The sequence below is a fragment of the Mesorhizobium sp. W016 genome (assembly GCF_054719485.1).
Genome location: NZ_JBTTIF010000002.1, coordinates 6,178,876 through 6,202,684 on the forward strand (window position 1 = coordinate 6,178,876; position 23,809 = coordinate 6,202,684).

Annotated in this window: 26 protein-coding genes and 1 pseudogene; 15 read left to right on the forward strand and 12 right to left on the reverse strand. The window is 64.4% G+C overall.

The genetic code is table 11. From position 1 onward, the window contains the following. The first annotated feature begins 64 nt into the window (after positions 1–64). From ACYG9V_RS30235 to lhpI, 3 genes are read left to right on the forward strand one after another with little or no spacing between them, the layout of a single operon-like run. Positions 65–349, forward strand: coding sequence for an integration host factor subunit beta (locus tag ACYG9V_RS30235; protein WP_006200394.1), 285 nt, complete (start codon positions 65–67; stop codon positions 347–349). Between the two features lie 52 nt (positions 350–401). Continuing rightward, positions 402–746, forward strand: a complete 345-nt coding sequence (locus ACYG9V_RS30240; RefSeq protein ID WP_023691965.1) for a lipopolysaccharide assembly protein LapA domain-containing protein — start codon at positions 402–404, stop codon at positions 744–746. A 31-nt stretch (positions 747–777) separates the two neighbouring features. After that, entirely contained in the window at positions 778–1,743 is a 966-nt protein-coding gene (gene lhpI, locus ACYG9V_RS30245) for a bifunctional Delta(1)-pyrroline-2-carboxylate/Delta(1)-piperideine-2-carboxylate reductase (protein WP_023691966.1), read from the forward strand. Here lhpI and ACYG9V_RS30250 read toward each other — a convergent pair. The 4 genes from ACYG9V_RS30250 to ACYG9V_RS30265 all read right to left on the reverse strand — a co-directional run bounded on the left by ACYG9V_RS30250 (position 1,733) and on the right by ACYG9V_RS30265 (position 3,905). After that, the gene (locus ACYG9V_RS30250; RefSeq protein ID WP_023714120.1) at positions 1,733–2,155 is read right to left on the reverse strand and encodes a VOC family protein; all 423 of its coding nucleotides are present in this window, start codon (positions 2,153–2,155) and stop codon (positions 1,733–1,735) included. The genes lhpI and ACYG9V_RS30250 overlap by 11 nt on opposite strands. Before the next feature lies 1 nt (position 2,156). Then, positions 2,157–2,708: an EVE domain-containing protein gene (locus ACYG9V_RS30255; protein ID WP_023733588.1), complete on the reverse strand. Its 552-nt coding sequence runs from the start codon at positions 2,706–2,708 to the stop codon at positions 2,157–2,159. Beyond that, a complete protein-coding gene (locus tag ACYG9V_RS30260; RefSeq protein ID WP_023683064.1) occupies positions 2,705–3,115 on the reverse strand; it encodes a VOC family protein in 411 nt (136 codons plus the stop codon). Before ACYG9V_RS30260 ends, ACYG9V_RS30255 begins: the two co-directional genes overlap by 4 nt. Before the next feature lie 91 nt (positions 3,116–3,206). Beyond that, positions 3,207–3,905, reverse strand: a complete 699-nt coding sequence (locus ACYG9V_RS30265; RefSeq protein WP_023683063.1) for a helix-turn-helix transcriptional regulator — start codon at positions 3,903–3,905, stop codon at positions 3,207–3,209. A gap of 127 nt (positions 3,906–4,032) precedes the next feature. Here ACYG9V_RS30265 and ACYG9V_RS30270 point away from each other — a divergent pair, with 127 nt between their 5' ends. From ACYG9V_RS30270 to olsB, 6 genes are all read left to right on the forward strand, one after another. After that, positions 4,033–5,115: a class I SAM-dependent methyltransferase gene (locus ACYG9V_RS30270; RefSeq protein ID WP_460222059.1), complete on the forward strand. Its 1,083-nt coding sequence runs from the start codon at positions 4,033–4,035 to the stop codon at positions 5,113–5,115. A 34-nt stretch (positions 5,116–5,149) separates the two neighbouring features. Beyond that, positions 5,150–6,007, forward strand: coding sequence for a TrmH family RNA methyltransferase (locus ACYG9V_RS30275; RefSeq protein WP_023733590.1), 858 nt, complete (start codon positions 5,150–5,152; stop codon positions 6,005–6,007). Then, positions 6,004–6,492: a signal peptidase II gene (lspA, locus tag ACYG9V_RS30280; RefSeq protein ID WP_023669760.1), complete on the forward strand. Its 489-nt coding sequence runs from the start codon at positions 6,004–6,006 to the stop codon at positions 6,490–6,492. Before ACYG9V_RS30275 ends, lspA begins: the two co-directional genes overlap by 4 nt. 105 nt (positions 6,493–6,597) lie before the next feature. Beyond that, complete coding sequence (acuI, locus tag ACYG9V_RS30285; protein ID WP_352543204.1) at positions 6,598–7,587, forward strand: acrylyl-CoA reductase (NADPH); 990 nt, start codon at positions 6,598–6,600, stop codon at positions 7,585–7,587. A 141-nt stretch (positions 7,588–7,728) separates the two neighbouring features. Beyond that, positions 7,729–10,017 (forward strand): response regulator, encoded by a 2,289-nt coding sequence (locus tag ACYG9V_RS30290; RefSeq protein WP_352498289.1) that lies wholly within the window; start codon positions 7,729–7,731, stop codon positions 10,015–10,017. Between the two features lie 276 nt (positions 10,018–10,293). Next, on the forward strand, positions 10,294–11,169 hold the full coding sequence (olsB, locus tag ACYG9V_RS30295; RefSeq protein WP_023683057.1) for a l-ornithine N(alpha)-acyltransferase: 876 nt from the start codon (positions 10,294–10,296) through the stop codon (positions 11,167–11,169). 93 nt (positions 11,170–11,262) lie between these two features. Here the strand turns inward: olsB and ACYG9V_RS30300 are convergent, their stop codons facing one another. Together ACYG9V_RS30300 and grpE are read right to left on the reverse strand one after the other, a co-directional pair. Next, positions 11,263–11,895: a trimeric intracellular cation channel family protein gene (locus ACYG9V_RS30300; RefSeq protein WP_023683056.1), complete on the reverse strand. Its 633-nt coding sequence runs from the start codon at positions 11,893–11,895 to the stop codon at positions 11,263–11,265. A gap of 119 nt (positions 11,896–12,014) precedes the next feature. Continuing rightward, positions 12,015–12,644: a nucleotide exchange factor GrpE gene (grpE, locus tag ACYG9V_RS30305; RefSeq protein WP_023691975.1), complete on the reverse strand. Its 630-nt coding sequence runs from the start codon at positions 12,642–12,644 to the stop codon at positions 12,015–12,017. Positions 12,645–12,903: 259 nt separating this feature from the next. Here grpE and ACYG9V_RS30310 point away from each other — a divergent pair, with 259 nt between their 5' ends. Together ACYG9V_RS30310 and ACYG9V_RS30315 are read left to right on the forward strand one after the other, a co-directional pair. Next, positions 12,904–13,104, forward strand: coding sequence for a hypothetical protein (locus ACYG9V_RS30310; protein ID WP_023669766.1), 201 nt, complete (start codon positions 12,904–12,906; stop codon positions 13,102–13,104). 84 nt (positions 13,105–13,188) lie between these two features. Next, positions 13,189–14,211 carry a fatty acid desaturase gene (locus tag ACYG9V_RS30315; protein WP_023669767.1) on the forward strand — a complete coding sequence of 341 codons (1,023 nt, stop codon included), beginning with the start codon at positions 13,189–13,191 and terminating at the stop codon, positions 14,209–14,211. Between the two features lie 319 nt (positions 14,212–14,530). On the opposite strand, the gene ACYG9V_RS30320 is transcribed toward ACYG9V_RS30315, so the two are convergent. The 5 genes from ACYG9V_RS30320 to cysG form a co-directional block, all read right to left on the reverse strand. Further along, entirely contained in the window at positions 14,531–15,064 is a 534-nt protein-coding gene (locus ACYG9V_RS30320; protein ID WP_023691978.1) for a DUF934 domain-containing protein, read from the reverse strand. 116 nt (positions 15,065–15,180) lie between these two features. After that, complete coding sequence (locus tag ACYG9V_RS30325; protein ID WP_352762625.1) at positions 15,181–15,945, reverse strand: phosphoadenylyl-sulfate reductase; 765 nt, start codon at positions 15,943–15,945, stop codon at positions 15,181–15,183. Beyond that, complete coding sequence (locus ACYG9V_RS30330; protein WP_023683051.1) at positions 15,920–17,590, reverse strand: nitrite/sulfite reductase; 1,671 nt, start codon at positions 17,588–17,590, stop codon at positions 15,920–15,922. The genes ACYG9V_RS30325 and ACYG9V_RS30330 overlap by 26 nt, the downstream gene beginning before the upstream one ends. Positions 17,591–17,625: 35 nt before the next feature. Continuing rightward, positions 17,626–17,919 carry a DUF2849 domain-containing protein gene (locus tag ACYG9V_RS30335; RefSeq protein ID WP_023737532.1) on the reverse strand — a complete coding sequence of 98 codons (294 nt, stop codon included), beginning with the start codon at positions 17,917–17,919 and terminating at the stop codon, positions 17,626–17,628. Then, positions 17,916–19,367 (reverse strand): siroheme synthase CysG, encoded by a 1,452-nt coding sequence (cysG, locus tag ACYG9V_RS30340; protein WP_023704213.1) that lies wholly within the window; start codon positions 19,365–19,367, stop codon positions 17,916–17,918. Before cysG ends, ACYG9V_RS30335 begins: the two co-directional genes overlap by 4 nt. Between cysG and ACYG9V_RS30345 the strand changes: the two genes are divergently transcribed. From ACYG9V_RS30345 to ACYG9V_RS30355, 3 genes are all read left to right on the forward strand, one after another. Further along, positions 19,366–19,620, forward strand: a complete 255-nt coding sequence (locus ACYG9V_RS30345; protein WP_156933432.1) for a hypothetical protein — start codon at positions 19,366–19,368, stop codon at positions 19,618–19,620. The genes cysG and ACYG9V_RS30345 overlap by 2 nt on opposite strands. A gap of 165 nt (positions 19,621–19,785) precedes the next feature. Then, positions 19,786–20,238: a host attachment family protein gene (locus ACYG9V_RS30350; protein WP_352762627.1), complete on the forward strand. Its 453-nt coding sequence runs from the start codon at positions 19,786–19,788 to the stop codon at positions 20,236–20,238. Between the two features lie 184 nt (positions 20,239–20,422). Beyond that, a complete protein-coding gene (locus ACYG9V_RS30355; RefSeq protein ID WP_352762628.1) occupies positions 20,423–22,213 on the forward strand; it encodes a cation:proton antiporter domain-containing protein in 1,791 nt (596 codons plus the stop codon). 22 nt (positions 22,214–22,235) lie between these two features. Here ACYG9V_RS30355 and ACYG9V_RS30360 read toward each other — a convergent pair whose 3' ends face one another. After that, positions 22,236–23,045 (reverse strand): AraC family transcriptional regulator, encoded by an 810-nt coding sequence (locus ACYG9V_RS30360; protein ID WP_023669775.1) that lies wholly within the window; start codon positions 23,043–23,045, stop codon positions 22,236–22,238. A gap of 148 nt (positions 23,046–23,193) precedes the next feature. On the opposite strand from ACYG9V_RS30360, the pseudogene ACYG9V_RS30365 reads away from it, so the two are divergent. Beyond that, positions 23,194–23,799 (forward strand): annotated as a pseudogene (locus ACYG9V_RS30365) (zinc-binding dehydrogenase); the annotation flags it as partial. Between the last annotated feature and the right edge of the window lie 10 nt (positions 23,800–23,809).

Consider the following 23,809-nt stretch of genomic DNA (forward strand, 5'->3'; position numbering starts at 1 on the left):
AGTAAAAAAGCAAATAAAATCATCCTGATAATTTGACCGCAGCGCTTTCACGGGGACCTTTCTGATGATCAAATCCGAGCTTGTGCAGATCATTGCCACGCGCAACCCGCATCTTTTCCTGCGCGACGTCGAAAACATCGTGGGAGCGATCTTCGACGAGATCACCGATGCCCTGGCGGAAGGCAATCGGGTCGAGTTGCGTGGCTTCGGCGCTTTTTCGGTGAAAAATCGCCCTGCCCGCACCGGCCGCAACCCGCGCACCGGCGAATCCGTCGAGGTCGAGGAGAAGTGGGTGCCGTTCTTCAAGACCGGCAAGGAATTGCGTGAAAGGCTGAATGGCGGCAAGTAGGCGCGGACCACGCGCCGACCTTATCAAGGCCTGCCTTCTCCAGGGAATTTCTATGTTGAACCGCTTCATACTTATCGTGGTCTTCGTGCCGCTCGCCGTCATCCTGATTGCGCTGGCCGTCGCCAACCGCGAGCTGGTCGCCTTCACGCTCGACCCGTTCAACCCCGGCAATCCGAAACTGACGCTGACCTTGCCGCTGTTCATCTTCCTGTTCGTGGCGCTCGCCATCGGCATGGTCGTCGGCAGCCTGGCGACCTGGGTCAAGCAGGGCCGCTACCGCAAGCTGGCGCGCCAGCGCGGGGTCGAGGCCGAGAATTTGCGCCAGGCGGTCAGCCGTATACCCGCCGTGCAGCAGGGCGCGGCCACCGGGCCGGCGCTGCCGAAGCCAACGGCCTGAAGCCGGCGCTTTTATCTTCGCGGAGTTTTGCATGCTGACCATTTCGGCCGACGCTGTCGACCAGGCGCTGACCTTTCCCGGGCTGGTCGAGACATTGCGCGCGGCCTTCCGCGAGGGTGCTGTGCAACCCGTCCGCCATCATCACGGGGTCGAGCGGCCCGACGGTGCCACATCCACGCTGCTTTTGATGCCGGCGTGGACCGACTTCCATGCGGCCGGCACATCGGTCGGGGGTCATATCGGCGTCAAGATCGTCACCGTATCGCCCGACAACAACGCCATCGGCAAACCGGCGGTGATGGGGCTCTACCTCCTGCTCAACGGCACCACCGGCGAGCCCGAAGCGCTGATCGACGGCCAACGGCTGACACAGTGGCGCACCGCTTGCGCCTCGGCGCTGGCCGTCTCCTATCTCGCCCGCGAGGACGCATCGCAGCTTCTGGTGGTCGGCGCCGGCGCGCTGTCGCCGTTCCTCGCCAAGGCGCACTCCGCGGTGCGGCCGATCAAGACCATCCGCATTTGGAACCGCACGCCCGCCAATGCCGAAAAGGTCGCGGCTGATTTGCGCGCGGACGGTTTCAACGCCGAGGCCGCAAGCGATCTCGACGCCGAACTCGCCGAGGCCGACATCGTCTCATCGGCGACGATCACGACGACGCCGCTGGTCAAGGGTGCGCTGCTCAAGCCGGGCGCGCATGTCGATCTGGTCGGCGGCTTCACGCCGACCATGCGCGAGAGCGACGACGACGCGATCGCGCGCGCCCGCGTCTATGTCGACACCCGCGCCGGCGCCACCAAGGAAGCCGGCGACATCGTCCAGCCGCTCGCCTCCGGCGTGCTGAAGCCGGAAGCCATCGTCGCCGATCTGCATGAGCTGGCGCGCGGGGAAAAACAGGGCCGGCAGAGCCCCACTGAGGTCACGCTGTTCAAGTCGGTCGGCGCCGCGCTTGAGGACCTTGCCGCCGGCATTGCCGTCTACAACGCGCTCAAGCAGTAGCGTCTGCGCCGGTTCTGCGATCGAACTTCCTGATCGCTTCCGCGCTGACCGGGGTGAAGAAGTTCACCAGATTGCCATCGGGATCGCGCAGCAGCAGCGACCGGTTACCCCATGGCATCGTCGTCGGCGTCTGTACGAAATCGCCGATAATTTTCGCCAGCCTGCTGTACTCAGCATCAACATCGGCGACGCGAAACTCGATGATCGCTGAGCGATTGGCGGCCGGCTGCGCCACATCAGTTCCGAACAGGGCCAGCGTGCGGGTGCTGCCGATCGCCAGTGTGCAGGACGGCGTTGCCAGTTCGGCGAAATCGTCTGTGAACCAGGTTGCGGTAAGCCCGGTGATCGTGTCGTAGAATGCCACCAAGGGCTTGATCTGATCGGTAATGATGCGGATCGAGACGAAGTCCATCTTATTCTCCTGGGGCAAGCGCGACGCTATCTGAAGACAATCGCTTGTCGCACAAGGCTGCTGACAACTTGGTGTCAGCAGCCTTGTCACGGTGCCTTGCCGATCCGGCGGCTGGATGCTTCCAGCCTGCCTTCATGGCAGCGCCCATCGCCTCGGCGATCAGCGCGAAATCATGCGCCGTAATTTCGAACAGGCCAAAGCGCAGTTGATAACCCCAGTTCGATTTGCCCGCGGTGAAGTCGAGCTGCTCGAGCAGCGGCTTGATCGGCGCCTCCTCGGCCTTGGCCCATTCGACATCCCTGCGGAACGGCGTGAAGCCACCGCCCATGTCGCCCTGATAAGGCTCGCCTTCGCGCACGGTGCCGACTGCCGTGAAGGCCTGCAGGCCGTCCTTCTCGCGCAGAATTGTGGTCGGCGAGTAGTAGATGATGCCGTCGCCGGGCTTGATGCGGCGCAAAGGTGCCGCCTTGCCGTGGTTGACCTGCATGAAGCCGGCCTCGCGGCCGCGCCGGACATGTTCGGCGGAAGCGACCGCGATCCAGTGCGCACTCATTTCTGTTCTCCATTGGCCTGTTCCCCATTGGCCTGTTCTCCGTCGTTCAGCCAGTAGACGCGCAGCCGGTGCTTGTCGGGATCGAGCGCAACGAAGGTGCGGCCGAAGTCCATGTCGGTCGGCGTCTGCAGAACGGTCAAGCCGCGTCCTGCCCAGTCCGTGTAGGCGGCGTCCACCGCATCAGGCCGGTCCAACGCGAAGACGAGCTCCGCACCGCCGCCCGCGGCCGCGGCCGACGGCTCCACCGTGTGGCGCGACCACAGGCCGAGCTTGAAGCCATTGTCGAGCACGAACAGCACGAAGGTCGGCGACGTCTCCACCGGCTGGCGTCCCAGCAGCGCACCGTAGAAGGCGCCGCTCCGCTCCGGACTGTCGACATAAAGGATGACGAAATTGGGGGTGTTCATGTCTGCTCTCCAGGGTTTCGATTGGAGGAGCATAGGTGACCCCACTGTCAGATTCTGGCAGCAGCGTCTTGTGGGCGCGTGGAAAGGAGCATTAAGCGCCAGGCTGGCGCTTCGGTGCGTCCAGCGTCGCGCGCCATTCCTTCAGCAGCGCCTGCCGACGACGCGGATAGCGGATATACGTGGTGTTGAGCCCCGACATCCGGTCGGCGCGAAAATGTCTGAAATCCTGCCGCGTCTCGCACCAGGCCACCACCACCCGCACCTTGTCGAAAAAGCCGAGCGCGAATGGCCAGATCAAGCGCTCGGAGGCGGCGCCGCCGGCGTCGCGGTAAAGAAAGCCGAGTTTTCTCTCGTTGCGGATCGCCTGGCGCACCAGGCCAAGGTCGATGCTTTCGACAGCATCGCCGTGCGGCCCGACCAAAAGCGCGGTCGCATCGAGGTCCTCGCGCAGATCATCCGGCAGCACAGCGGCGATCTTGGCCAGCGCGTCGGTGGCGGCGGCCGACAGCCGCTTGTCCGGTTGTCTGGCAACCCAACGCGATCCCAGAACGATGGCCTCGATCTCCTCGTCGGTGAACATCAGCGGCGGCAGCATGAAGCCGGGTTTCAGCACATAGCCCAGCCCAGCCTCGCCCTCGATCGGCGCGCCTTGCCCCTGCAGCGTGGCAATGTCGCGGTAGAGCGTTCGGATCGAAACGTCCATCTCGCCGGCAAGCGTGCGACCGCTCACCGGCCGGCGATGCCGGCGCAGGATCTGGATCAAGTCGAGCAGGCGTTCGGAACGGGACATGATTCCAGATTTGCCTGTTTCCTCAGCGAGGTCCACCACCTCAGACATTCGCACGCTGGACCATTTTGTTTGCGCAGCCGGTGACCCTATGTCAAAAGCGGCCTGCCGCCTCCGGAGACGCTCCTGCTTGAAGTCTTTTCGCGACAAACGCCGCGACAACCGTCCGCCCGCAAAGGGCAGGACCGAACACGCGCGGCCGCAGCCGGGCACCGTACCAGTCCGACCCGAAGCCAGACAGCCACGCCACGAAACAAAACCGGACGACCGGTCTGATCCGAAGCCCGCCCCCCGTATCCTGGCGCGTCGCGAAGGCGTCCTGCCCACTGAGCGCCTGCCGGTGATCCTCGAAGTTGCGCCAAATCAGGATTATGCACTGCTCGACAGCGGCGCCGGCGAAAAGCTCGAACAATACGGCCCCTACCGCATCGTGCGGCCCGAGGGACAGGCGATCTGGCAAAAGGCCTTGCCCGCCAGGGACTGGGACCGAGCCGACGCCATCTTCACCGGCGATACCGACGAAGAAGGCATCGGCCGCTGGCGTTTTCCGAAGGTGCCGCTGGGCGAGACCTGGCCGATGAGGCATGACGGCATCGACTATCTCGGCCGCTTCACCTCGTTTCGCCATGTCGGCGTCTTCCCCGAGCAGGCTTCGCACTGGGACCATATGGCCAGCCAGATCGTGGCGGCCAAGCGCCCGGTCAAGGTGCTGAACCTGTTCGGCTATACCGGGCTCGCGTCTCTGGTGGCCGCCCGTGCCGGCGCCGAGGTCACCCATGTCGATGCCTCCAAGAAGGCGGTCGGCTGGGCGCGCGAAAACCAGGAAATGGCCGGTCTCGGCAGCAAGCCGATCCGCTGGATCGTCGACGATGCTGTGAAATTCGCCGAGCGCGAAGAGCGCCGCGGCAGCCGCTACGACATCATCCTGTTCGACCCGCCCGCCTATGGCCGCGGCCCCAAGGGCGAGGTCTGGCAATTGTTCGAGGACCTGCCCGGCCTGACCGATCTTTGCCGCGCGATCCTGACGCCGAAACCGCTCACCGTGGTGCTGACCGCCTATTCCATCCGCGCCTCCTTCTTCGCCATCCATGCCTTGATGCGCGACACCTTTGCCGGCATGGGCGGCACGGTTAAATCAGGCGAACTGATCATCCGCGAGCAGTCCGCCGGGCGGGCGCTGTCGACATCGCTGTTTTCGCGCTGGGTGGCCTGAATGCCCCGGAGACCTGAATGCCCGGGAGTCCCGAATGAATGAGCGGCACATCGGCGCGCCCGGGCAGGTCAAGGAAGTCACCAGCCTTGCCAATCCGCTGATCAAGGACATCAAGGCGCTCGCCCAGAAGAAATTCCGCGACCAGCAGAACGCCTTCATGGCCGAAGGGCTGAAGCTGGTCATCGACGCCCTCGACCTCGGCTGGTCGATCAGGACGCTGGTTTTCGCCAAGGCCGGACGCGGCAATGCGGCGGTCGAAAAGGTGGCGGCGCGCACGGTTGCCGCCGGCGGCACCGTGCTCGAAGTGTCCGAAAAAGTGCTGGTCGCCATCACCCGCCGTGACAATCCGCAAATGGTGGTCGGCGTCTTCCGGCAAAAACTGCTGCCGCTAAGAGACATCCGCGCTCACGACGGCGACGTCTGGGTGGCGCTCGACCGGGTGCGCGATCCCGGCAATCTCGGCACCGTCATCCGCACCGTCGATGCCGTCGGCGCCAAGGGCGTCATCCTGGTCGGCGAGACTACCGATCCTTTTTCTGTCGAGACCGTGCGCGCCACCATGGGCTCGATCTTCGCCGTGCCGGTGACCAAGGCGACGCCGGAAGCATTTCTGGCTTGGCGAAACAGCTTCTCGGGCCTGGTGGTCGGCACCCATCTGAAGGGTGCGGTCGACTACCGCTCGGTCGATTTCTCCCGAGGACCGGTGCTCTTGATGATGGGCAATGAGCAGCAGGGCCTGCCCGACAATCTGGCGGAAAGCTGCGACCGGCTGCTGCGGATTCCGCAGGCCGGCCGCGCCGATTCACTCAATTTGGCGGTCGCCACCGGAATCATGCTGTTCGAGATCCGGCGCGGCGCGCTGAAACTTGCCCCCGAGGACGCCACATCGTGAAATCATGGTCTCCCTATGCGCTGCTGGTGGTGGTGGCAATCGCGCTAGACCAGTGGATAAAGCATCTGATCGAGACCGGCCTCGTCTTCCAGGAAAAGCTCGACCTGGTGCCATTCCTGGCGCTGTTTCGCACCTACAATACCGGCATCGCCTTCTCGATGTTCTCGTCCTTCGGCGACACCGGCCTGGTCGTCATCGCGGTCGTGGTCGTTGCCTTCGTGCTTTATCTGGCGACGCGCACGCCCTCCGGCCATGTGCTGGCCCGCATCGGCTTTGCCCTGATCATCGGCGGCGCGATCGGCAATCTGATCGACCGCGCCGTCTACGGCCACGTCATCGACTATATATTGTTCCACACGCCGGTATGGTCCTTCGCCGTCTTCAACCTTGCCGATGCCTTCATTTCGGTCGGCGCGGCGCTGGTCGTCTTCGACGAGTTCATCGGCTGGCGGCGCGAGGCCAAGCCGCAAGGCCCAGAAGCCTGACGGCCCGACTCTTTTGACCAATTGACCTCGCCGGACGGTCGCCGCACAGTTCGGCCAGAGCCAGCCAATGCCGACCGCCAGCCTTTGCGAAGCCGAGGAGAAGAGATGCCTGAAACCTTCAAAGCCATCCTCGTTTCGCGCGACGCCGAAAAGAAACAGTCGGTGGAGGTCGTCGATTTCGGCGAAGCCGATCTGATGGAAGGCGACGTCACTGTCGCCGTCGAGGCGACGACGGTCAACTACAAGGACGGGCTGGCCATCACTGGGAAAGCGCCAGTGATCCGCCGCTGGCCGCTGGTGCCGGGCATCGATTTCGCCGGAACCGTCCTCTCCTCATCGCATGCCGACTGGCGCAAGGGCGACAAGGTCATCCTCAATGGCTGGGGCGTCGGCGAGACGCATTTCGGCGCCTATGCCGGGCGCGCGCGCGTCAACGGCGACTGGCTGGTGCCGTTGCCCGACGGCATCAGCGCGCACGATGCGATGGCGGTCGGCACCGCCGGCTATACGGCCATGCTCAGCGTCATGGCGCTGGAGCGGCACGGCATCCTGCCGGATCGCGGCCCGGTGGTGGTGACGGGTGCGGCCGGCGGCGTTGGGTCGGTCGCGGTCTCGATCCTGTCCAGCCTTGGCTATCACGTCATCGCCTCGACCGGCCGCAACGCCGAGAGCCCCTATCTGATCGACCTCGGTGCCGCCGAAGTGATTTCGCGTGAGGAACTCTCCCAGCCGGCCAAGCCGCTGGCCAAGGAGCGCTGGGCCGGCGGCATCGATGCCGTCGGCAGCCACACGCTGGCCAATGTGCTGTCGATGACTGCCTATGGCGGCGCGGTCGCCGCCTGCGGCCTGGCGGGTGGCATGGATCTGCCGTCGAGCGTCGCCCCGTTCATCCTGCGCGGCGTCTCGCTGCTCGGCATCGATTCAGTGATGGCGCCAAAGGCTGTGCGGCTGGAAGCCTGGCGCCGCATCGGCAGCGATCTTGATCTCAAGAAGCTCGCCGGCCTCTCGACGACCATCGGCTTCGACGGCATCATCACCGCCGCCCATGACATCGTCGAGGGCAAGATCAGGGGCCGCGTGGTTGTCGATATGTGAGGCTCCCGAAGCATGATCCCGAAGGGAATCAGGTTTCGGAAAAGATCAGGCGATGCGGAAAACCGCCAAAAATGCATGACCGCTAAAATTCGAACGATCCGCCGCGCTTTTCCATAATCTCTATCTGGCAAGGAGTTCCGCATGATCGCGGAGTCCGCCAGGAAAGAGAAGAGCCGTGCCGAAAGCGTCGACGGGCCGAGTCCGGCGACGGCGAAGCGGCAGCGTGTTGCGCCGCCGCCGCTGGCGCCGGATTTGCCGCGCGCCACGTCCGAGGGCCTGCCGTTCCTGACGGTGGTCGCCAGTGTCGTGCTGGCGGGCCTCTCCCACCTCACCGGTGCGCCGATCTTCATCACCCTCGGCCTGCTGGCAACAGGCCTTGCCGGCGTCGCCATGCACCTGCGCAGCCGGCGCACCGTCCGCCGCGCGGCGGCCTTGCTCGACGAAACCGCGGCCCGTAGCCGCGCCGAAATCGAGACGCTGGCCGACCGCATGTGGGAGATGCAGGAGAGCGAGGAGCGTTTTCGCGGGCTGATCGATGCGCTCGGCGATCTCGTCGTCCACCGCGACCGCGACGGCCACATCGTCTACGCCAACAAGGTTTTCGCCAGCCTCGTCGGAACCGACCAACGCGACCTTGCCGGCAGGACTCTGGCCGACCTCGGCATCGATGTCGGTATCGTTCCCGACGCCGCCTTTTCGGATCACGAATGCCTGAGTTCCACCGACGTCTCCATCCGCACGCCGAACGGTCCGCGCTGGTTCTCGTGGATCGAACTGTCGGTACGCGACAAGGATAGCGGCGCCGTCTCGCACCGGGCGATTGCCCGCGACATCACCGCGCGCAAACGCGCCGAATCCTCGCTGATCACCGCGCGCGAGCGCGCCGAATATGCCAGCCAGGCCAAGTCGCGCTTCCTCGCCACCGTCAGCCATGAGATCCGCACGCCGATGAACGGCATCATGGGCATGGCCAAGCTACTGGCCGACACCAATCTGTCGCCCGAGCAGCGCACCTATGTCGGCGCCGTCTCGACCTCGGCCAGCGCGCTTTTGGCGCTCATCGAGGATTTGCTCGACTATTCCAAGATAGAGGCCGGCCGTTTCGACCCGGAGCCGCAGCCGACATCGCTGCGCGAAATCGCCGACAACATCATCGAACTGATGGCGGCGAAAGCCTTCGCCAAGAACATCGGCCTCGGCTGTCATGTCGAGCCCGACGTGCCACAGATGATCATGGCCGATCCGGGAAGAGTCAGGCAGGTGCTGCTCAACCTGATCGGCAATGCGATCAAGTTCACCGACACCGGCGGCGTGCTGGTTTCGGTTGCACGGGCCCGCACCGAGACCAGCGACCGCATCTGCTTCACCGTCGCCGACACCGGCCCTGGCCTGCGCGAAGAGGATATGGAGCGCATCTTCGAGGAGTTCGAACAGTCCGACGGCACCTCGACCCGCACCCATGGGGGCGCCGGCCTCGGTCTGGCCATATCGAGGCGCCTGGTCGCCGCCATGGGCGGTGCCATTTCGGTGTCGAGCCGGCTTGGCGAGGGATCGGAATTCGTCTTCGAGATCCCGGCCGCAGGAGCAACCGAAGCACCGCAGAACCGGCAGAACATCCTGGCCGGCCGGCGCGCCGTGATCGTGTCGAAGAACGCCGTCGAGGCGGACGCCATCGCCCGCACCATCCGCGCCCATGGCGGCGCCGTCGACGTCGCCGCAACCGCTTCCCAGGCGACGCCCTTCGCCGAACATTGCGATGTGCTGTTGATCGACGCGGCCCTGGAGGACGGCGACGGCAGACTGCTCAAGCGCCTGCGCCAGAGTGGCTTTGCCGATTGCGAGGCGATCACGCTGATCGCGCCGACCGACCGCGGCATGCTTGGCGAATTCCGCACCAGCGGCTACGCCACCTTCTTGGCGAGGCCGGTGCGCGGCGAAACCCTGCTGCGCGTGCTGCTGACCAGTCATGCCCCTGCCTTGCCGCCGCCCAAGCCGGAAAAGACCGGCGCGTCCTCGCTTCGTGCCCATGGCGGGCGCCAGCAAGGTTTGTCGGTGCTGATCGCCGAAGACAACGACATCAACGCCATGCTTGCCCGCGCCACGCTTTTGAAGGCGGGACATCGCGTGAAAGTGGTCGGCAATGGCAAGGCCGCGGTCGAGGCGGTGACCGAAGCCGGGCTGAAAAATCGCTTCGATGTGGTGCTGATGGATTTGCACATGCCGGTCATGGACGGGCTGGACGCGATCGCCGCCATCCGCCGCCACGAGGAGGAAATGGCTGTGCCGCCGGTTCCGATCATGGTGCTTTCGGCCGACAGCCAGGAAAAGACTCGCCACACCGTGCTCGCCCATGGCGCCAGCGGCTTTGTCACCAAGCCGCTCGATCCCGACGCGCTGGTCCATGCCGTCGAGGGCCAGGTGGCCGCCTGAATTCATGTCGCTCGAAAATGGCCCCGGTTTTGAGAAGACGACATGCACAAAACAAAGACTTGAAGCGCGTCGCGTGAATCGTCCCAGCGCGACGCGCTTCAAGGTGACGCTGGCGCAATCCTCGCGTCACGTAGGTAGCCGAATGAGGGTTTTCGCCAGCCGACGAAGTATTGCCCGTCGCGCCGTATCACGGTACTGTCACAATCCTGTTGCACCTACACCGTATCCCCGTGCCAAGAGGGATGGCTCGAAGGAGAATCACTCGTGCATACAGTTATGCCGGAATGTGACACTCGGCCCAGCGCAGGCGGCGCTTTGCTCGCCGCGCGGAACGCCGATGCCGTCGCAACAGGCGCACCGCTGGGCCGTATCGGCAATCTCGAAGTGCGGCTTGCCCGCAATGAGGCCGAGATCGCCGCCGCGCAGGAAGTGCGCTACCGGGTGTTTTATGACGAGCTTGGCGCCAGGAAGGACCTGTTCCAGGCGCAGGACCGGCGCGACGCCGACCGCTTCGACCCGCTGTGCGACCATCTCCTGGTGCTTGACACCTCGATCTCCGGCCCCGAGCATCGCCGCATCGTCGGCACTTACCGCCTGCTGCGGCAAGAGATTGCGGCGACCGCCGGCGGCTTCTATTCCGAAGGCGAGTTCGAACTGACCAAGCTGATCGCCCGCCATCCCGGCCAGCGCTTCCTTGAGCTCGGCCGCTCCTGCGTGCTGCCGGAATACCGCTCGAAGCGCACCATTGAGGCGCTGTGGCAAGGCATCTGGGCCTACATCAACCACTATGAGATCGGCGTGATGACCGGTTGTGCCTCGTTCCCTGGCACGGTGCCGGCTGCGCATGCCGAGGCGCTCACCTACCTTGCCCATCACTGCCGGACCAACTCCGCCTGGGATGTGCGGGCGGTCTCCGGCCGCTATTGCTCGATGGATCTGATGCCGATCGAGGCGGTCAACGCCAAGGCGGCGATCGCGGCCATGCCGCCGCTGGTCAAGGGCTATCTGCGCGTCGGCGCCCGCATCGGCGACGGCTGCGTCATCGACCGTGAGTTCTCCACCGTCGATGTGTTCGTGGTGATGCCGGTCAAGGAAATCGGCGCCCGCTACGTCAACTATTATGGCGGGGAAGCGCAGCGCTTTGCGGCGTGAGGCAGTAGGCAGTAGGCATTAGGCAGTAGTGAAGGCTGCCGCGAATTGCTGACTACCGACTATTCCCTATTCCCTATTCCCTAATCCCTCTCCCTACGGAATATCCTCCGGTCGCCGTCCCGGGCGGCTCTTGTAGGACGGAAAGGTCCAGCCGAATTTCAGCGCGCCGCCGCGCACCAGGAAAGCCGCGACGAAGCCGGCGATATCCGAGGCGAGCGGCGGCAGGCCGGCAAGATCGCCAAGTGTGTAGAGGCCGGCGCCCGCGAGTGCGGCGGTGACGTAGATTTCGGGCCTGAGCAGCACCGATGGCTCGCCGGCCAGCAGATCGCGCAGGATGCCGCCAAATGTGGCGGTCAACACGCCCATAACAACGGAGACGACCGGCGAGCCGGTGATGGCCAGCCCCTTGGCCGCGCCCATTACGGAAAAGGCCGCCAATCCGATGGCGTCGAGCCAGAGCAGCCATTTCCAGCGGGATTCGACGCGGTGGGCGATGAAGAAGACCAGCACCGCAACCGCCGCGCAAACCAGCACATAGCCGGAGTTGGCGACCCAAAAGACGGGCAGGTTGAGGATGACGTCGCGAAGCGTGCCGCCGCCAATGCCGGTGACGCTGGCCAGAAACAGGAAGCCGATAATGTCGAGCTGCTTGCGCGAAGCCGCCAACGCCCCGGTCGCGGCAAAGACGGCGACGCCGGCATAGTCGAGGAGGTCGATGGGTGTCAGGGACATGAGGTAGTAGGGATTGGGAATTAGGGAAAGTATGAATAACACGAAGCCGCGCGATTGATACGCCTGCCCCTATTCCCTATTCCCTATTCCCTATTCCCTACTGCCTACCCTACTCACGCATCCTTCTCGGCCTGCTCGTTCACCGGCCCCGGCTCGACCGGCGCTTCGGTGGCCGCGATCTTGGGGCCGCCCTTGGCGACCCCGACCATGGCCGGCCGCAGCACGCGCTCGCCGATCGAATAGCCCGGCTGCACGACCTGGACGACGGTGTTGGCCGGCACATCGGGATTGGGCACTTCGAACATCGCCTGGTGGAAATTCGGGTCGAACTTCTCACCTTCCGGTTCGAGCTTCTTCACCCCATGCCGTTCCAGCGTCGACAGCATGGCGCGCTCGGTGATCTCGACGCCGTCGATCAGCGCCTTGAAGCCGGCATCTCCGGCCGCTTTCGCCTCGGCGGGGATAGCATCGAGCGCGCGGCGCAGATTGTCCGACACCGACAGCATGTCGCGGGCGAAATTGGCCACCGCATAGGCGCGCGCATCATGCACGTCGCGGGCGGTGCGGCGGCGCAGATTCTCCATCTCGGCTGCGACGCGCAGCGCGCGGTCCTTCAGCTCCTCGTTTTCCTTCAGCAGCCGCACCAGCGCTTCATAGTCGCCGTCGATGCCGCCTTGCGTGCGCTCGGCCTCGGCCGTTTCGATATCCTCGGGCGCGCGTTCGTCTTTTGTCTGGTCGCTCATCGCCATTTCCCGTCATTCGAATGGTTTGGATTTGCGCCCGATATCGAGGTTTGGCGGCCAAAAATCAAGGGGCAAGCCCAGGAGGACGCCCCACAGCAGGCAATGTTGCGGGCTGCCCGTCGGACTTGGTGCGGGGCGCAAGGACGTTCAAAATTAATTCAAACTTTACCGTAACGGCAGCCTTTGCTTGCCAATACCCCGCTATGGGGAACCATTCAAAGCTTGGAGGAGTTTTGAAACCGACACAGGATTTGAGACAATGGACCGCAATACTGGCAACAGAAGCGAAGAGCTCGCCGCCGACATCAGGCGCCAGTTCGGCACCGAGGCGACGACGCGCTTCTTGCGCACCTTGCCGGCCTTCCGCACCGAGGCCGACATTCCCGCCCGTTTCCGGGATCTGCTCGACCGGCTGGACGGCATAGAAGCCAGCATGGCCGGCGGCCAACGCCGTCAATAGCGATGCTATCGCGCGACAATTACGCGCAGTAATTTTGCGTGAGCTTTTCCTTGCGGCAGCGGGACGCCCCGCCTATGCTTCCTGATGAACATGATTTCCCCCGAGACGGCCGCCAACAGCAAGCGCGCCTGGTTGAAGATCCTGGCGCGCTACAAGAAGCCCGACCGGCGACGCAGCACTCTTGAACTCGCCATCACCCTTATTCCTTTCGTTACGCTGTGGGCGCTGTCTTCGGCAGCCTATTCCTATGGCCACTGGTGGGGCTTGATCCTGATCCTTCCCGCCGCCGGTTTTCTGGTGCGGATCTTCATGATCCAGCACGATTGCGGCCACGGCTCCTTCTTCGCCAACCGCACTGCCGACGACTGGATCGGCCGCGCGCTCGGCGTGCTGACGCTGACCCCTTACGATTGCTGGCGGCGCGCGCACGCCACCCATCACGCCAGCGCCGGCAATCTTGACGAGCGCGGCATGGGCGATATCAGGACGTTGACGGTTGCTGAATACCGGCAGCTGTCTTGGCGGGGACGCCTTGCCTATCGTCTCTACCGCCATCCCCTGGTGATGTTCGGCCTTGGCCCGATCTGGCTGTTCATCTTCGAGCAGAGGCTGCCGGTCGGCATGATGCGCGGCGGCCTGACGCCCTGGGTGTCGTCGATGACCACCAATCTCGGCATCGCGGTCGCGGCAGCGCTGCTTATCTGGCTGGTCGGCCCCGGCGCTTTCCTGATCGTCCATTTGCCGATCGTGATCCTGGCCGGATCGGCCGGAATCTGGCTGTTCTACGTCCAGCACCAGTTCGAGGAGACGGAATGGGCGAAGGACGAAGAGTGGGAATTCCAGCGTGCCGCCCTGCACGGCTCGTCCTATTATGATTTGCCGCCGGTGCTGAACTGGTTCACCGGCAATATCGGCGTCCATCACGTGCACCATCTCTCGGCCAAGGTGCCGGGCTACCGGCTGCAGGAAGTGCTGCGCGACTATCCCGAACTGCGCGGCATCGGCCGCGTCACGCTCCTCGACAGCCTGCGCTGCGTCAAGCTTGCGTTGTGGGACGAGAACCGCCGCAAGCTGGTCTCGTTTCGCGAAGCGCGGGCCTTGGCCTAAAAGCAATTCCAGCAAAGTGTGAGGCGGTTTTCCGGGCTTTCGCTTGGGAATTCCGTAAGACAAAGAAAAAAACCGCCGCACCGAAGGCGCGGCGGCATCTCCCAAAAACCGGCTCAGGCAGCCTTGCGCTCCTCGCGCATCCAGACCTTGCAGCCCTGATCATGTCAGGCGCCTTTTCGGCGATCATGATGGACGGTGCATTGGTGTTGCCGCCGATGAGCGCCGATTCCTCCCTCGCGCCCGGCGGATATTTCCGTCCGGACAGCCAGGAGAAGGCCCGATCACAGTCTTTGTAAAGACAGGCGAAATTACCGCTGCGTCAGATGTTGCGAACGCGCCGCCAGGAGTATTTCGGCCCCTTCGGCTCCGACGCTTCGGTCGGCTGATAGTAAAGGCCCAGCCCGCCTGTGCGGCCTTCTTCGAGGCGCTTCAGCAGAACCGGGTTGGAGATTTCGAACTCGTCGAAGCCGAGGCGCAGCATATGCGGCAGCTGGTCGACGAGCACCTGGCCAGTGGCGCGGACCGCGCCCTCGAAATGGTAGCGGCTGCGCAGCAATTCGCCCTTGGAAAACGAGCGGCCGTCGCTGAAGGCCGGGAAGGCCAGCGCCACCAGCGACAGCTGGTCGAGCAGATCCACAATCTTTTCCAGCTGGTCGCCGGGCTGCAGCGCGACGCCAAGCCGCTCCTTGGCCGAGCGCCGCACTTCGGCATCGAGGCCGAGAAATGCCTGCAACGGCAGGATGAAGCGGCCATTGCCCGCCAGTGCATCCGCACTTTCGGCATGTGTCCACTCGTCCTCGCGAAAACCCGTCCGGGTCCAGAGGCGGGTCTCTGCTGTCGTCGGTTCAGTCATCGAAAATTCCTAAAAGCCCCAAAATCGAAGTCCGCGAAAGCCGGTCCACACGAAACCGGCGGCCTCCGGGCGGAAGCCGCCGTTGCAGGCCAACCTCACCTGAATATCACCATAGCTTAAAGGGATGCGTCGGTCAGCGACACTTCCAGTCCCGACAGATGGATGCCGCACTCGGTCTTGGCATAACCGGCCCAGCGTCCGCTGCGCGCATCTTCGCCCGGCTGCACCGGCTGCGTGCATGGGAAGCAGCCGATCGACAGATAGCCGTACGCAACCAGCGGATTTTCGCGCAGCGCATGCGCGCGCATGTAGTCGGCCTGATCGGATGTCGTCCAGTGCGCCAGCGGATTGATGCGTACGCGCGGGCCGACCGCCTCGAACACCGGCAGCGCGGCTCGCGTCGCCGCCTGGAAGCGCTTGCGGCCGGTCAGCCAGGCCCGGAAGGGGGCGACGCCGCGCGCCAGCGGCTCGACCTTGCGCACGTCGCAGCAGGCATCGGTGTTGCTCTGGTGCAGATTGCCGGTCGGATCGACCCGTTCGAGCGCTGCGTCTTCGGGCTTGATCACCCTGATGTTGGTCAGCCCGAAATCGGCGACCAGCGCATCGCGGTAGCCCAGCGTCTCTTCGAAATGCTTGCCGGTGTCCAGGAAGATGACCGGCAGCGTGCGGTCGACCTTGGCGATCATATGCAGCAGGACGGCGGAATCCGCGCCGAAGGACGACACGGCGGCGATCTCGTCATGAAACAATTCGCTCGCCGCGCGTTCGATGATGTCGAGCGGGCTCAGATGTCCATACAGCGCGTCGAAGCCCGCCGCTTTGGCGGCGATGCTGTCGTCGACGTCGAGGATGCGGTCAAGCGGCCTTGGTTTCGCCAGCATAGAGCGCCTCCTTGAACGGCGCGGGACCGACACGGCGGTAGGCGTCGATAAAACGTTCACTGGGACCGAGCCGAAGGCCGAGATAGGTGTCGACGATCTGCTCGATGGCGTCGGTGATCTCTTCCGAAGAGAAGCCGCGGCCGATGATTTCGCCAACCGAGGTGTTCTCGTCGGCCGATCCGCCAAGCGTCACCTGGTAGAGCTCGGAGCCCTTCTTCTCGACGCCGAGGATACCGATATGGCCGACATGGTGGTGGCCGCAGGCATTGATGCAGCCGGAAATCTTCAGCTTCAATTCGCCGATCTCGCGCTGCCGCTCCAGCGAGGCGAAGCGAAGCGAAATCTCCTGCGCGATCGGGATCGAGCGCGCCGTCGCCAGCGCGCAATAGTCGAGGCCAGGGCACGCGATAATATCGCTGATCAGGTTGGAATTGGCCGTCGCCAGACCAATATCGACCAGCGCATCATAGACAGCCTTGAGATCGGCGCGCGCCACATGCGGCAGGATCAGGTTCTGCTCATGGCTGACGCGCAGTTCGTCGAACGCGTATTTCTCGGCGATGTCGGCGACCGCTTCCATCTGGCTGTCGGTGGCATCGCCCGGCACCTCGCCGATGCCTTTCAGCGAGATCGTCACCGCGGCATAGTCAGGATGGCGATGCGTCACGACATTCTGGTCGAGCCAATCCGAGAAGCTTTTGGAATCGAGCCGCGCCAGCTTGATCGCCGCGTCGCCTTCCGGCCGGGCGGTCAGTGCCGGCGGCGCGAAATAGGCGTCGATGGCACGGATGTCGGCTTCCGGCAGCTTCAGCTCGGCGTCCTTCAGCTCCTGCCATTCGGCCTCGACCTGGCGGGTGATTTCCTCGACGCCTGTCTCGTGGACGAGGATCTTGATGCGCGCCTTGTACTTGTTGTCGCGGCGGCCATAGAGGTTGTACACGCGCAGGATCGCCGTGCAGTAGGAAAGCAGGTCGGCTTCCGGCAGGAAGTCGCGGATCTTGCGCGCCACCATCGGCGTGCGGCCCTGGCCGCCACCGACATAGACGGCAAAGCCGAGCTCGCCGGCGGCGTTCTTCTTCAGATGCAGACCAATATCATGCGTCTGGATGGCGGCGCGGTCGCGCTCGGCCCCGGTCACCGCGATCTTAAACTTGCGCGGCAGGAACGAGAATTCCGGATGCACAGACGACCATTGCCGCAGGATCTCGGCATAGGGGCGCGGATCGGCGACCTCGTCGGCGGCGGCGCCGGCGAAATGGTCGGCGGTGACGTTGCGGATGCAATTGCCGCTGGTCTGGATGGCATGCATCTCGACGCTGGCGAGATCGGCCAGGATCGCCGGAATGTCGGACAGCGCCGGCCAGTTGAACTGGATGTTCTGGCGCGTGGTGAAGTGGCCGTAGCCCTTGTCGTATTTGCGCGCGATGTGGCCGAGCATGCGCAGTTGCGCGCTGTTCAGCGTGCCATAGGGCACCGCGATGCGCAGCATGTAGGCGTGCAGCTGCAGGTAGACGCCGTTCATCAGCCGCAGCGGCCGGAACTGATCCTCGGTGATCTCGCCGGACAGGCGGCGTTCGACCTGGTCGCTGAACTCGGCGACGCGGGCCTGGACAAAATCGTGGTCGAACTCATCGTAGCGGTACATGTTTCGTCTTTCAGGGCGCGTCCGCCCGTATTTTGTTAAGCTGCCCGCGCAGCCTGCTTGCCCAGATCTTCCCGGATGGTCGGGCCGGCGGCGCGGATCTTTTCGCGCAGCCGCACCGGCACGACGACGCCATTGACGACTTCAGCGTCGATCAGATTCACGTCGACAACCTGATTGTTGGCGTTGGCCTTGGCGCCGATTGCTTCCAGCCTGTCCTCTGCCGCTTGGTCATGGGCAAGGTCGGCATGGTCGACCGTCTCGGCCCAGCCGCCATCGGCATACCAGACGGCGATGCCGTCGGAGAGGCGGTTTGCGGTCAGTATCTTCATGGCTCGACCTCTGCGTCGGCCGCGTTGGCGGCGCCCTCATAGTTATGTGCCGCGAGCGGCTCGGAACGTTCAAAGTTGGCGCCGGCAACCGCGTCGCCGATGATGGTCATCACCGGACCGGCCAGATCGGCGCGCTCTTCCAGCGACGGCAAATCGGCCAGTGTGCCGTGGAAACGGCGGCGGTTCTGCAAGCTGGCATTCTCGACCACGGCAACCGCCGTGTCCGGCGACAGGCCGGCCTCGATCAGCCGTCCGGCGACTTCGGCGGCGACCGAGCGGCCCATATAGACGGCTACGGTGGCGCCGGAAATGGCGAGCTTGGCCCAATCCGGCAGCGAATTGCCCTTCAGATCATGGCCGGTGGTGAACACCATCGACGAGGAGACGCCGCGCAGCGTCAGCGGCAGCTCGAAATCGGCGGCGGCGGCAAAGGCGGCGGTGACCCCGGGAACGACATCATAGGCGATGCCGGCATCGCGCAGTGCGGCCATCTCCTCGCCGGCGCGGCCGAACACCAGCGGGTCGCCCGACTTCAGCCGCACGACGCGCTTGCCCTGCCTGCCGAGATCGACCAGCAGCGCATTGATCTCGGCCTGGCTCTTGGTGTGGCATCCCTTGCGTTTTCCGACCGGCAGCCGCTCGGCGTCGCGGCGGCCCATGGCGACGATCGCCTCCGGCACCAGCGCGTCATAGACGATGACGTCGGCTTCCATCAAAAGCCGATGCGCGCGCAGCGTCAGAAGATCCTCAGCACCTGGCCCGGCGCCAACCAACGCGATATGGCCCGAAGCCGGAGCCTTCGACAGCAACAGATCGGCGGCGGCGTCATGCGCCTGCGAAAGCTCGCCGGCTTCGACGGCGCGCGCCGGTGCACCCTGGAAAAAACTGCTCCAGAACTGGCGGCGGGCGTTGCCTTTCGGCAGCAGCTTTTCGGCGGCACCCCGGAACGAGGCGGCAAGCGCTGCCAGCGGCCCGAGCGACGGCGACAGCATGCGGTCGATGCGGCTGCGCAGCATCTGCGCCAGCACCGGACCCGCGCCTTCCGTGCCGATGGCGATGGCGACCGGGGCGCGGTTGACCAGCGCCGGGGTGAAGAAATCGCATAGCTCCGGCCGGTCGACGGCATTGACCGGAATGCCAAGGCGGCGCGCATCGTGGGCGACGCGGCGGTCGAGCGTCTCGTCGCCGCTGGCGGCAAACACCAGGACCGCGCCTTCGAGATGCGCGGCGTCGTAGGGGGCGTCGATACGGATGGCGCCGGTCGTGGCGATGAAGCTCAGCAATTCGGCGTCGGCAACATCGGCAATGATGCGAAGCACAGCACTCGACTGATCAAGTAGCCGCGCCTTGGCCAACGCTTCGCCTCCGCCGCCGACGATGGCCACGGCTTCGCCTTCGACCCGCATGAAGACCGGGAACGCGGTGAGCTTGGGATTGGTGTGCGGCATGACGAACAGATTCCGGAACAATTCGGCAGTTTTAGGCGCGGACGCGAAAAAGCTGAAGGAACCCACTCGCGCATCCCCTGACGGGAGGCAATCGGTTTTCCGCAAGCCAAAGGGCCAAGAGAAAAATATTCCACATCCGCATATCAGGCGGATTCAAGCTGCTGCCGCAGGCTTTGTTCTGCGGCTCTTTTATCCGGGAGCCGGCCAAGCTGCAAAATTATTTTTTCTAAATTCTACCAATCTAGTAGATTAAAGCCGTCACCTCGGACATTGCTCCGATAGACGATAGATCGGGCTTGATATGGCTGCGTGCGATCTCGGCGAACGAAGTGGAACGTTCCCGCTTCGCCACGCGTTCTGCCCCTGCCGTAACAGACAATCGTCGGCTGGATTTGAACCTTCAAGCAGGAGCCCGCAAATGAGCAAGATCAACCTGAAACATGGCCTTCTGGTCATGGTGGCCGATGGCGAGAAAGCGCTGTTCCTGAAGAACGAGGGCGACAATCTCTATCCGCACCTGCAGCTCTTCCAGGAGATGAACCAGGGCAATCCGGCAACGCGCGAACAAGGCAGCGACAGTCCCGGCCGCTACAATGACGGCCCCTCCGTGCATCGCAGCGCGGTTGAGGAAACCGACTGGCACCGGCAGGGCAAGGAACGCTTTGCCGAAGAGATCGCGGACCGGCTCTACAAGCTCGCCCATCACGGCATCTTCGACGACATCGTGCTGGTCGCGCCGCCGCTGGTGCTCGGCACCATGCGCAAGAAATTGCACAAGGAAGTCACCGACAAGGTGCAGGCGGAGATCCCAAAGACACTGACCAACCGCCCGCTGATCGACATCGAGGCCATGCTGCAGCAGGCAGCCTGACCCTATCTCATAGATCATTCGCGCGCGCAGCGTTTTCGCTGCGCGCGCCTTTCGTTTTTCGGCGCCTCTGGCCACCAATTTACGTCTCGCGGGTTGCGTCGCCCGCACCCCCTCCACCATATTGCAAAGGCGGCGGCTGCGGGCGGCGCACACCCGACATTTCCCGAAAGGCGCTCCATAGACAATGCCGCATGACACGCCCCTTATCGCCACCATCGTCGCCGGTCTGGGGCTGGCATTCATCTTCGGGGCGCTAGCCAACCGTTTTCGCATCCCGCCGCTGGTCGGCTATCTCGTCGCCGGCGTGCTGGTTGGACCGAACACGCCGGGTTTCGTCGCCGATGCCGGTCTTGCCAATGAGCTGGCCGAAATCGGCGTCATCCTGCTCATGTTCGGCGTCGGCCTGCATTTCTCGCTGAAGGATCTTCTCTCCGTCCGCGCCATCGCCGTACCCGGCGCCATCGTCCAGATCGGCTTTGCCACCGCGCTGGGCGCCGGCCTTGCCTGGATGCTCGGCTGGTCGATGGGCGCAGGCCTCGTCTTCGGCCTGGCGCTTTCCGTCGCGTCCACAGTGGTGCTGTTGCGCGCGTTGCAGGAGCGACGGCTGATCGAGACCGAGCGCGGCCGCATCGCCGTCGGCTGGCTGATCGTCGAGGACCTCGCCATGGTGCTGGCGCTGGTGCTTTTGCCGGCGTTGGCCGGCGTGCTCGGCGGCCAGCCGCAGGTCGATGACCATGCGAGCCTTTTGTCGCTGCCGGCCAGCTTCGGCATCTGGGGCGTCGTCGGCCTCACGCTGGCCAAGGTCGTCGCCTTCGTCATCGTCATGCTGGTGGTTGGCCGCCGGGTCATTCCGTGGATCCTGCATTACGTCGCCCATACCGGCTCGCGCGAACTGTTCCGGCTGGCGGTGCTGGCGATCGCGCTCGGCGTCGCATTCGGCGCCGCCAAACTGTTCGGCGTCTCGCTGGCGCTCGGTGCCTTCTTCGCCGGCATGATCATGAGCGAATCCGAGCTCAGCCACCGCGCGGCGGAGGAATCACTGCCGCTGCGCGACGCCTTCTCGGTGCTGTTCTTCGTCTCGGTCGGCATGCTGTTCGATCCGTTCAGCCTGATGAGCAATGGCTGGCCGATCCTGGCGACGCTGGCCATCATCGTCATCGGCAAGTCGCTGGCCGCCTTCGTTATCGTCATCGCCTTCCGCTATCCGCTGGGAACCGCCTTGATGATCTCGGCCAGCCTCGCGCAGATCGGCGAATTCTCCTTCATCCTGGCCGAGCTCGGCGTCGGGCTGAAGCTGTTGCCCGAACAGGGACGCGAACTGATCCTGGCAGGCGCCATCCTGTCGATCCTGGTCAATCCGCTGATGTTCCTCGCCCTCGACTGGATGAAGCCATGGCTGGACGCGCGCGCCGCCAAGGCAGCACCACCGGAAGAGGCCAAGCCGGTCGGCCCGGCGACGCAGCCCGGACAAGTGGCCTCGGTGGCCGCCGCGGCAAAAGAGAATGGCCCACCGCCACGCACAACGCTTTCGGGCCACACCATCCTGATCGGCTACGGCCGCGTCGGCAGCCTGGTCGGCGCGGCGCTGAAACAGGCATCGCTACCGTTCCTGGTCATCGAGGACGCCGACAAGACGCTGGCGAGGCTCAGAGACGACGGCGTCGAAATCGTCTCCGGCAATGCGGCCAGTGCGGGCGTGTTTGCCGCCGCCAATCCGCAGGGGGCCAAACGCTTGATCCTTGCCATCCCCAACGCCTTCGAGGCGGGGCAGGTCGTGCTCAGGGCACGCGCCGCGAATCCCGGCATCAACGTCATCGCGCGGGCCCATTCCGACGCCGAGGTGGAGCATCTGAAGGGGCTCGGCGCCGACACCGTCATCATGGGCGAACGCGAGATCGCCCGCGGCATCGTGCAAGAAGTGCTGGAGCAAAAGCCGATGCCGCGCCCCGAAGCCATTGAGCCCTCCCCGGCCTGAGGCTTGCCCACAGGCGCGTTGATCACGCCACGAAGGCGGAGCCGCCATTGTGCGCGACGCTGGCGAGATACTTTGCCGGCGGCTTGCCGAGCGCTTTCTTGAACATGGTGATGAAGGCGGTGACGGAGGCGTAGCCGAGATCGCCCGAAACCTGCTGGACACTCGCACCGGAGGCCAGCTCCCGTATGGCGACGATCAGGTGCAATTGCTGGCGCCAGCGGCCGAAGCTCAGTCCGGTCTCCTTCACCACAAGACGGGCGAGACTGCTTTCTGAGAGCGCGACGCGGGTGGCCCACTCGGCAAGCGTGCTGCGGTCGGCAGGGTCTTGCGCCAACGCATCGGCGATCCGCCGCAAGCGCGGCTCGGCGGAGATCGGCAAATGCAGCTGCTGGACCGGCATGCGCGGCAGTTCGGAGAGCAGCATCCCAGTCAAAAGCGCGTCCTTCCCGTCGTCTTCCTCCATGCGGTCGGCCAGCTCGATGATCAATTCGCGCAGCAGCGGCGAGATCGACAGCGTGCAGCACCGGTCCGGCAGATCGGCGGCTCCCGGCTCGATATAGACGAAGAAAATCCGCGCATTGGCGGTCGCGATATTGCTGTGTTCCATGCCGCCGGGAATCCACACCCCGCAATGTGGCGGCACCATCCACAGGCCGCTCGGGACGCGGCATGTGACGCCACCGCCGAGCGCGAAGACGAGCTGGCCCTTCCGATGCCAATGGGTCGCCACTTCCGCTTTGGTTTCGGTGACATCGACGCGCACCGCAATTGCAGGAGCGATCACATCATCGACGTCGAAATTGACCCACGGGTAGCGGAGAGGCTGTCTCATGATTGACGGCTTTTAGCGACTATTCGCCATGATAGCTAAATTCTTTGATCCGGGAAGTCGATAGGCTCCGGTTCGTGGCTGGCATGTCACAAACCGGCAGGAAGGCTTCCCATGCGCGCCCTCGTCATCTCTCCCGACAGCCCCACCGGAGAGCTTCGTTTCCGCCGCCACGCTTCCCGTGGCGGGCACGACGGCCCTAAGGGTCTTGCGCCATGGCGGCGACCTCGCGGGACAGCAGGTGTTGATCACCGGCGCCAGCGGCGCGGTCGGCCGTTTCCAGATCCAGATCGCCCGCGAGCAAGGCGCCGCGGTGACTGCAATCGCCGCCGCCCGGCACGCCGAGGATCTCCGCGGTCTTGGTGCTCACGAAGTCGTCGAGTCGATCGAACTGGCCGAAGGGCCATTCTCTCTGATCACCGAGTCGGTCGGCGGCCAAAGCCTCGCCCATGCCATCGAACGCGTCGCCCCCGGCGGCACCATCGTCATGTTCGGTTCGAGCAGCGGCGAACTCACGCCGGTTGGCTTCAGACAGTTCGTTCCGGGCCATGAGGGAGCGAGGCTTCAGACTTTCGCCTACTACACATCCGGTCCAGCCATTGGCGCGGACATCGCCTCGCTGCTCGCTCTGGTCGCGGCTGGCCGGCTGGAAACCCGTGTGTCCATGACCGTGCCGTGGACAGACATCGCCCAGGCTCTGGACGCCTTGCGACAGCGCAGCTTCAGCGGCAAGGCTGTTCTCACCATCGCCGAATGAGCAGTCTGTC

Bases quoted from the DNA above. Each gene is read 5' to 3' on its own strand.
- acuI (WP_352543204.1), top strand. From the start codon at position 6,598: ATGCCTGAAACCTTCAAAGCCATCCTCGTTTCGCGCGACGCCGAAAAG.
- ACYG9V_RS30260 (WP_023683064.1), bottom strand. From the start codon at position 3,115: ATGAACACCCCCAATTTCGTCATCCTTTATGTCGACAGTCCGGAGCGG.
- ACYG9V_RS30265 (WP_023683063.1), bottom strand. From the start codon at position 3,905: ATGTCCCGTTCCGAACGCCTGCTCGACTTGATCCAGATCCTGCGCCGG.
- ACYG9V_RS30250 (WP_023714120.1), bottom strand. From the start codon at position 2,155: ATGGACTTCGTCTCGATCCGCATCATTACCGATCAGATCAAGCCCTTG.
- ACYG9V_RS30255 (WP_023733588.1), bottom strand. From the start codon at position 2,708: ATGAGTGCGCACTGGATCGCGGTCGCTTCCGCCGAACATGTCCGGCGC.
- ACYG9V_RS30330 (WP_023683051.1), bottom strand. From the start codon at position 17,590: ATGTACCGCTACGATGAGTTCGACCACGATTTTGTCCAGGCCCGCGTC.
- ACYG9V_RS30335 (WP_023737532.1), bottom strand. From the start codon at position 17,919: ATGAAGATACTGACCGCAAACCGCCTCTCCGACGGCATCGCCGTCTGG.
- ACYG9V_RS30350 (WP_352762627.1), top strand. From the start codon at position 19,786: ATGAGCAAGATCAACCTGAAACATGGCCTTCTGGTCATGGTGGCCGAT.
- grpE (WP_023691975.1), bottom strand. From the start codon at position 12,644: ATGAGCGACCAGACAAAAGACGAACGCGCGCCCGAGGATATCGAAACG.
- cysG (WP_023704213.1), bottom strand. From the start codon at position 19,367: ATGCCGCACACCAATCCCAAGCTCACCGCGTTCCCGGTCTTCATGCGG.
- ACYG9V_RS30315 (WP_023669767.1), top strand. From the start codon at position 13,189: ATGAACATGATTTCCCCCGAGACGGCCGCCAACAGCAAGCGCGCCTGG.
- ACYG9V_RS30360 (WP_023669775.1), bottom strand. From the start codon at position 23,045: ATGAGACAGCCTCTCCGCTACCCGTGGGTCAATTTCGACGTCGATGAT.
- ACYG9V_RS30275 (WP_023733590.1), top strand. From the start codon at position 5,150: ATGAATGAGCGGCACATCGGCGCGCCCGGGCAGGTCAAGGAAGTCACC.
- lhpI (WP_023691966.1), top strand. From the start codon at position 778: ATGCTGACCATTTCGGCCGACGCTGTCGACCAGGCGCTGACCTTTCCC.
- ACYG9V_RS30235 (WP_006200394.1), top strand. From the start codon at position 65: ATGATCAAATCCGAGCTTGTGCAGATCATTGCCACGCGCAACCCGCAT.
- ACYG9V_RS30290 (WP_352498289.1), top strand. From the start codon at position 7,729: ATGATCGCGGAGTCCGCCAGGAAAGAGAAGAGCCGTGCCGAAAGCGTC.
- ACYG9V_RS30310 (WP_023669766.1), top strand. From the start codon at position 12,904: ATGGACCGCAATACTGGCAACAGAAGCGAAGAGCTCGCCGCCGACATC.
- ACYG9V_RS30320 (WP_023691978.1), bottom strand. From the start codon at position 15,064: ATGACTGAACCGACGACAGCAGAGACCCGCCTCTGGACCCGGACGGGT.
- ACYG9V_RS30325 (WP_352762625.1), bottom strand. From the start codon at position 15,945: ATGCTGGCGAAACCAAGGCCGCTTGACCGCATCCTCGACGTCGACGAC.
- olsB (WP_023683057.1), top strand. From the start codon at position 10,294: ATGCCGGAATGTGACACTCGGCCCAGCGCAGGCGGCGCTTTGCTCGCC.
- ACYG9V_RS30240 (WP_023691965.1), top strand. From the start codon at position 402: ATGTTGAACCGCTTCATACTTATCGTGGTCTTCGTGCCGCTCGCCGTC.
- ACYG9V_RS30345 (WP_156933432.1), top strand. From the start codon at position 19,366: ATGACGAACAGATTCCGGAACAATTCGGCAGTTTTAGGCGCGGACGCG.
- ACYG9V_RS30355 (WP_352762628.1), top strand. From the start codon at position 20,423: ATGCCGCATGACACGCCCCTTATCGCCACCATCGTCGCCGGTCTGGGG.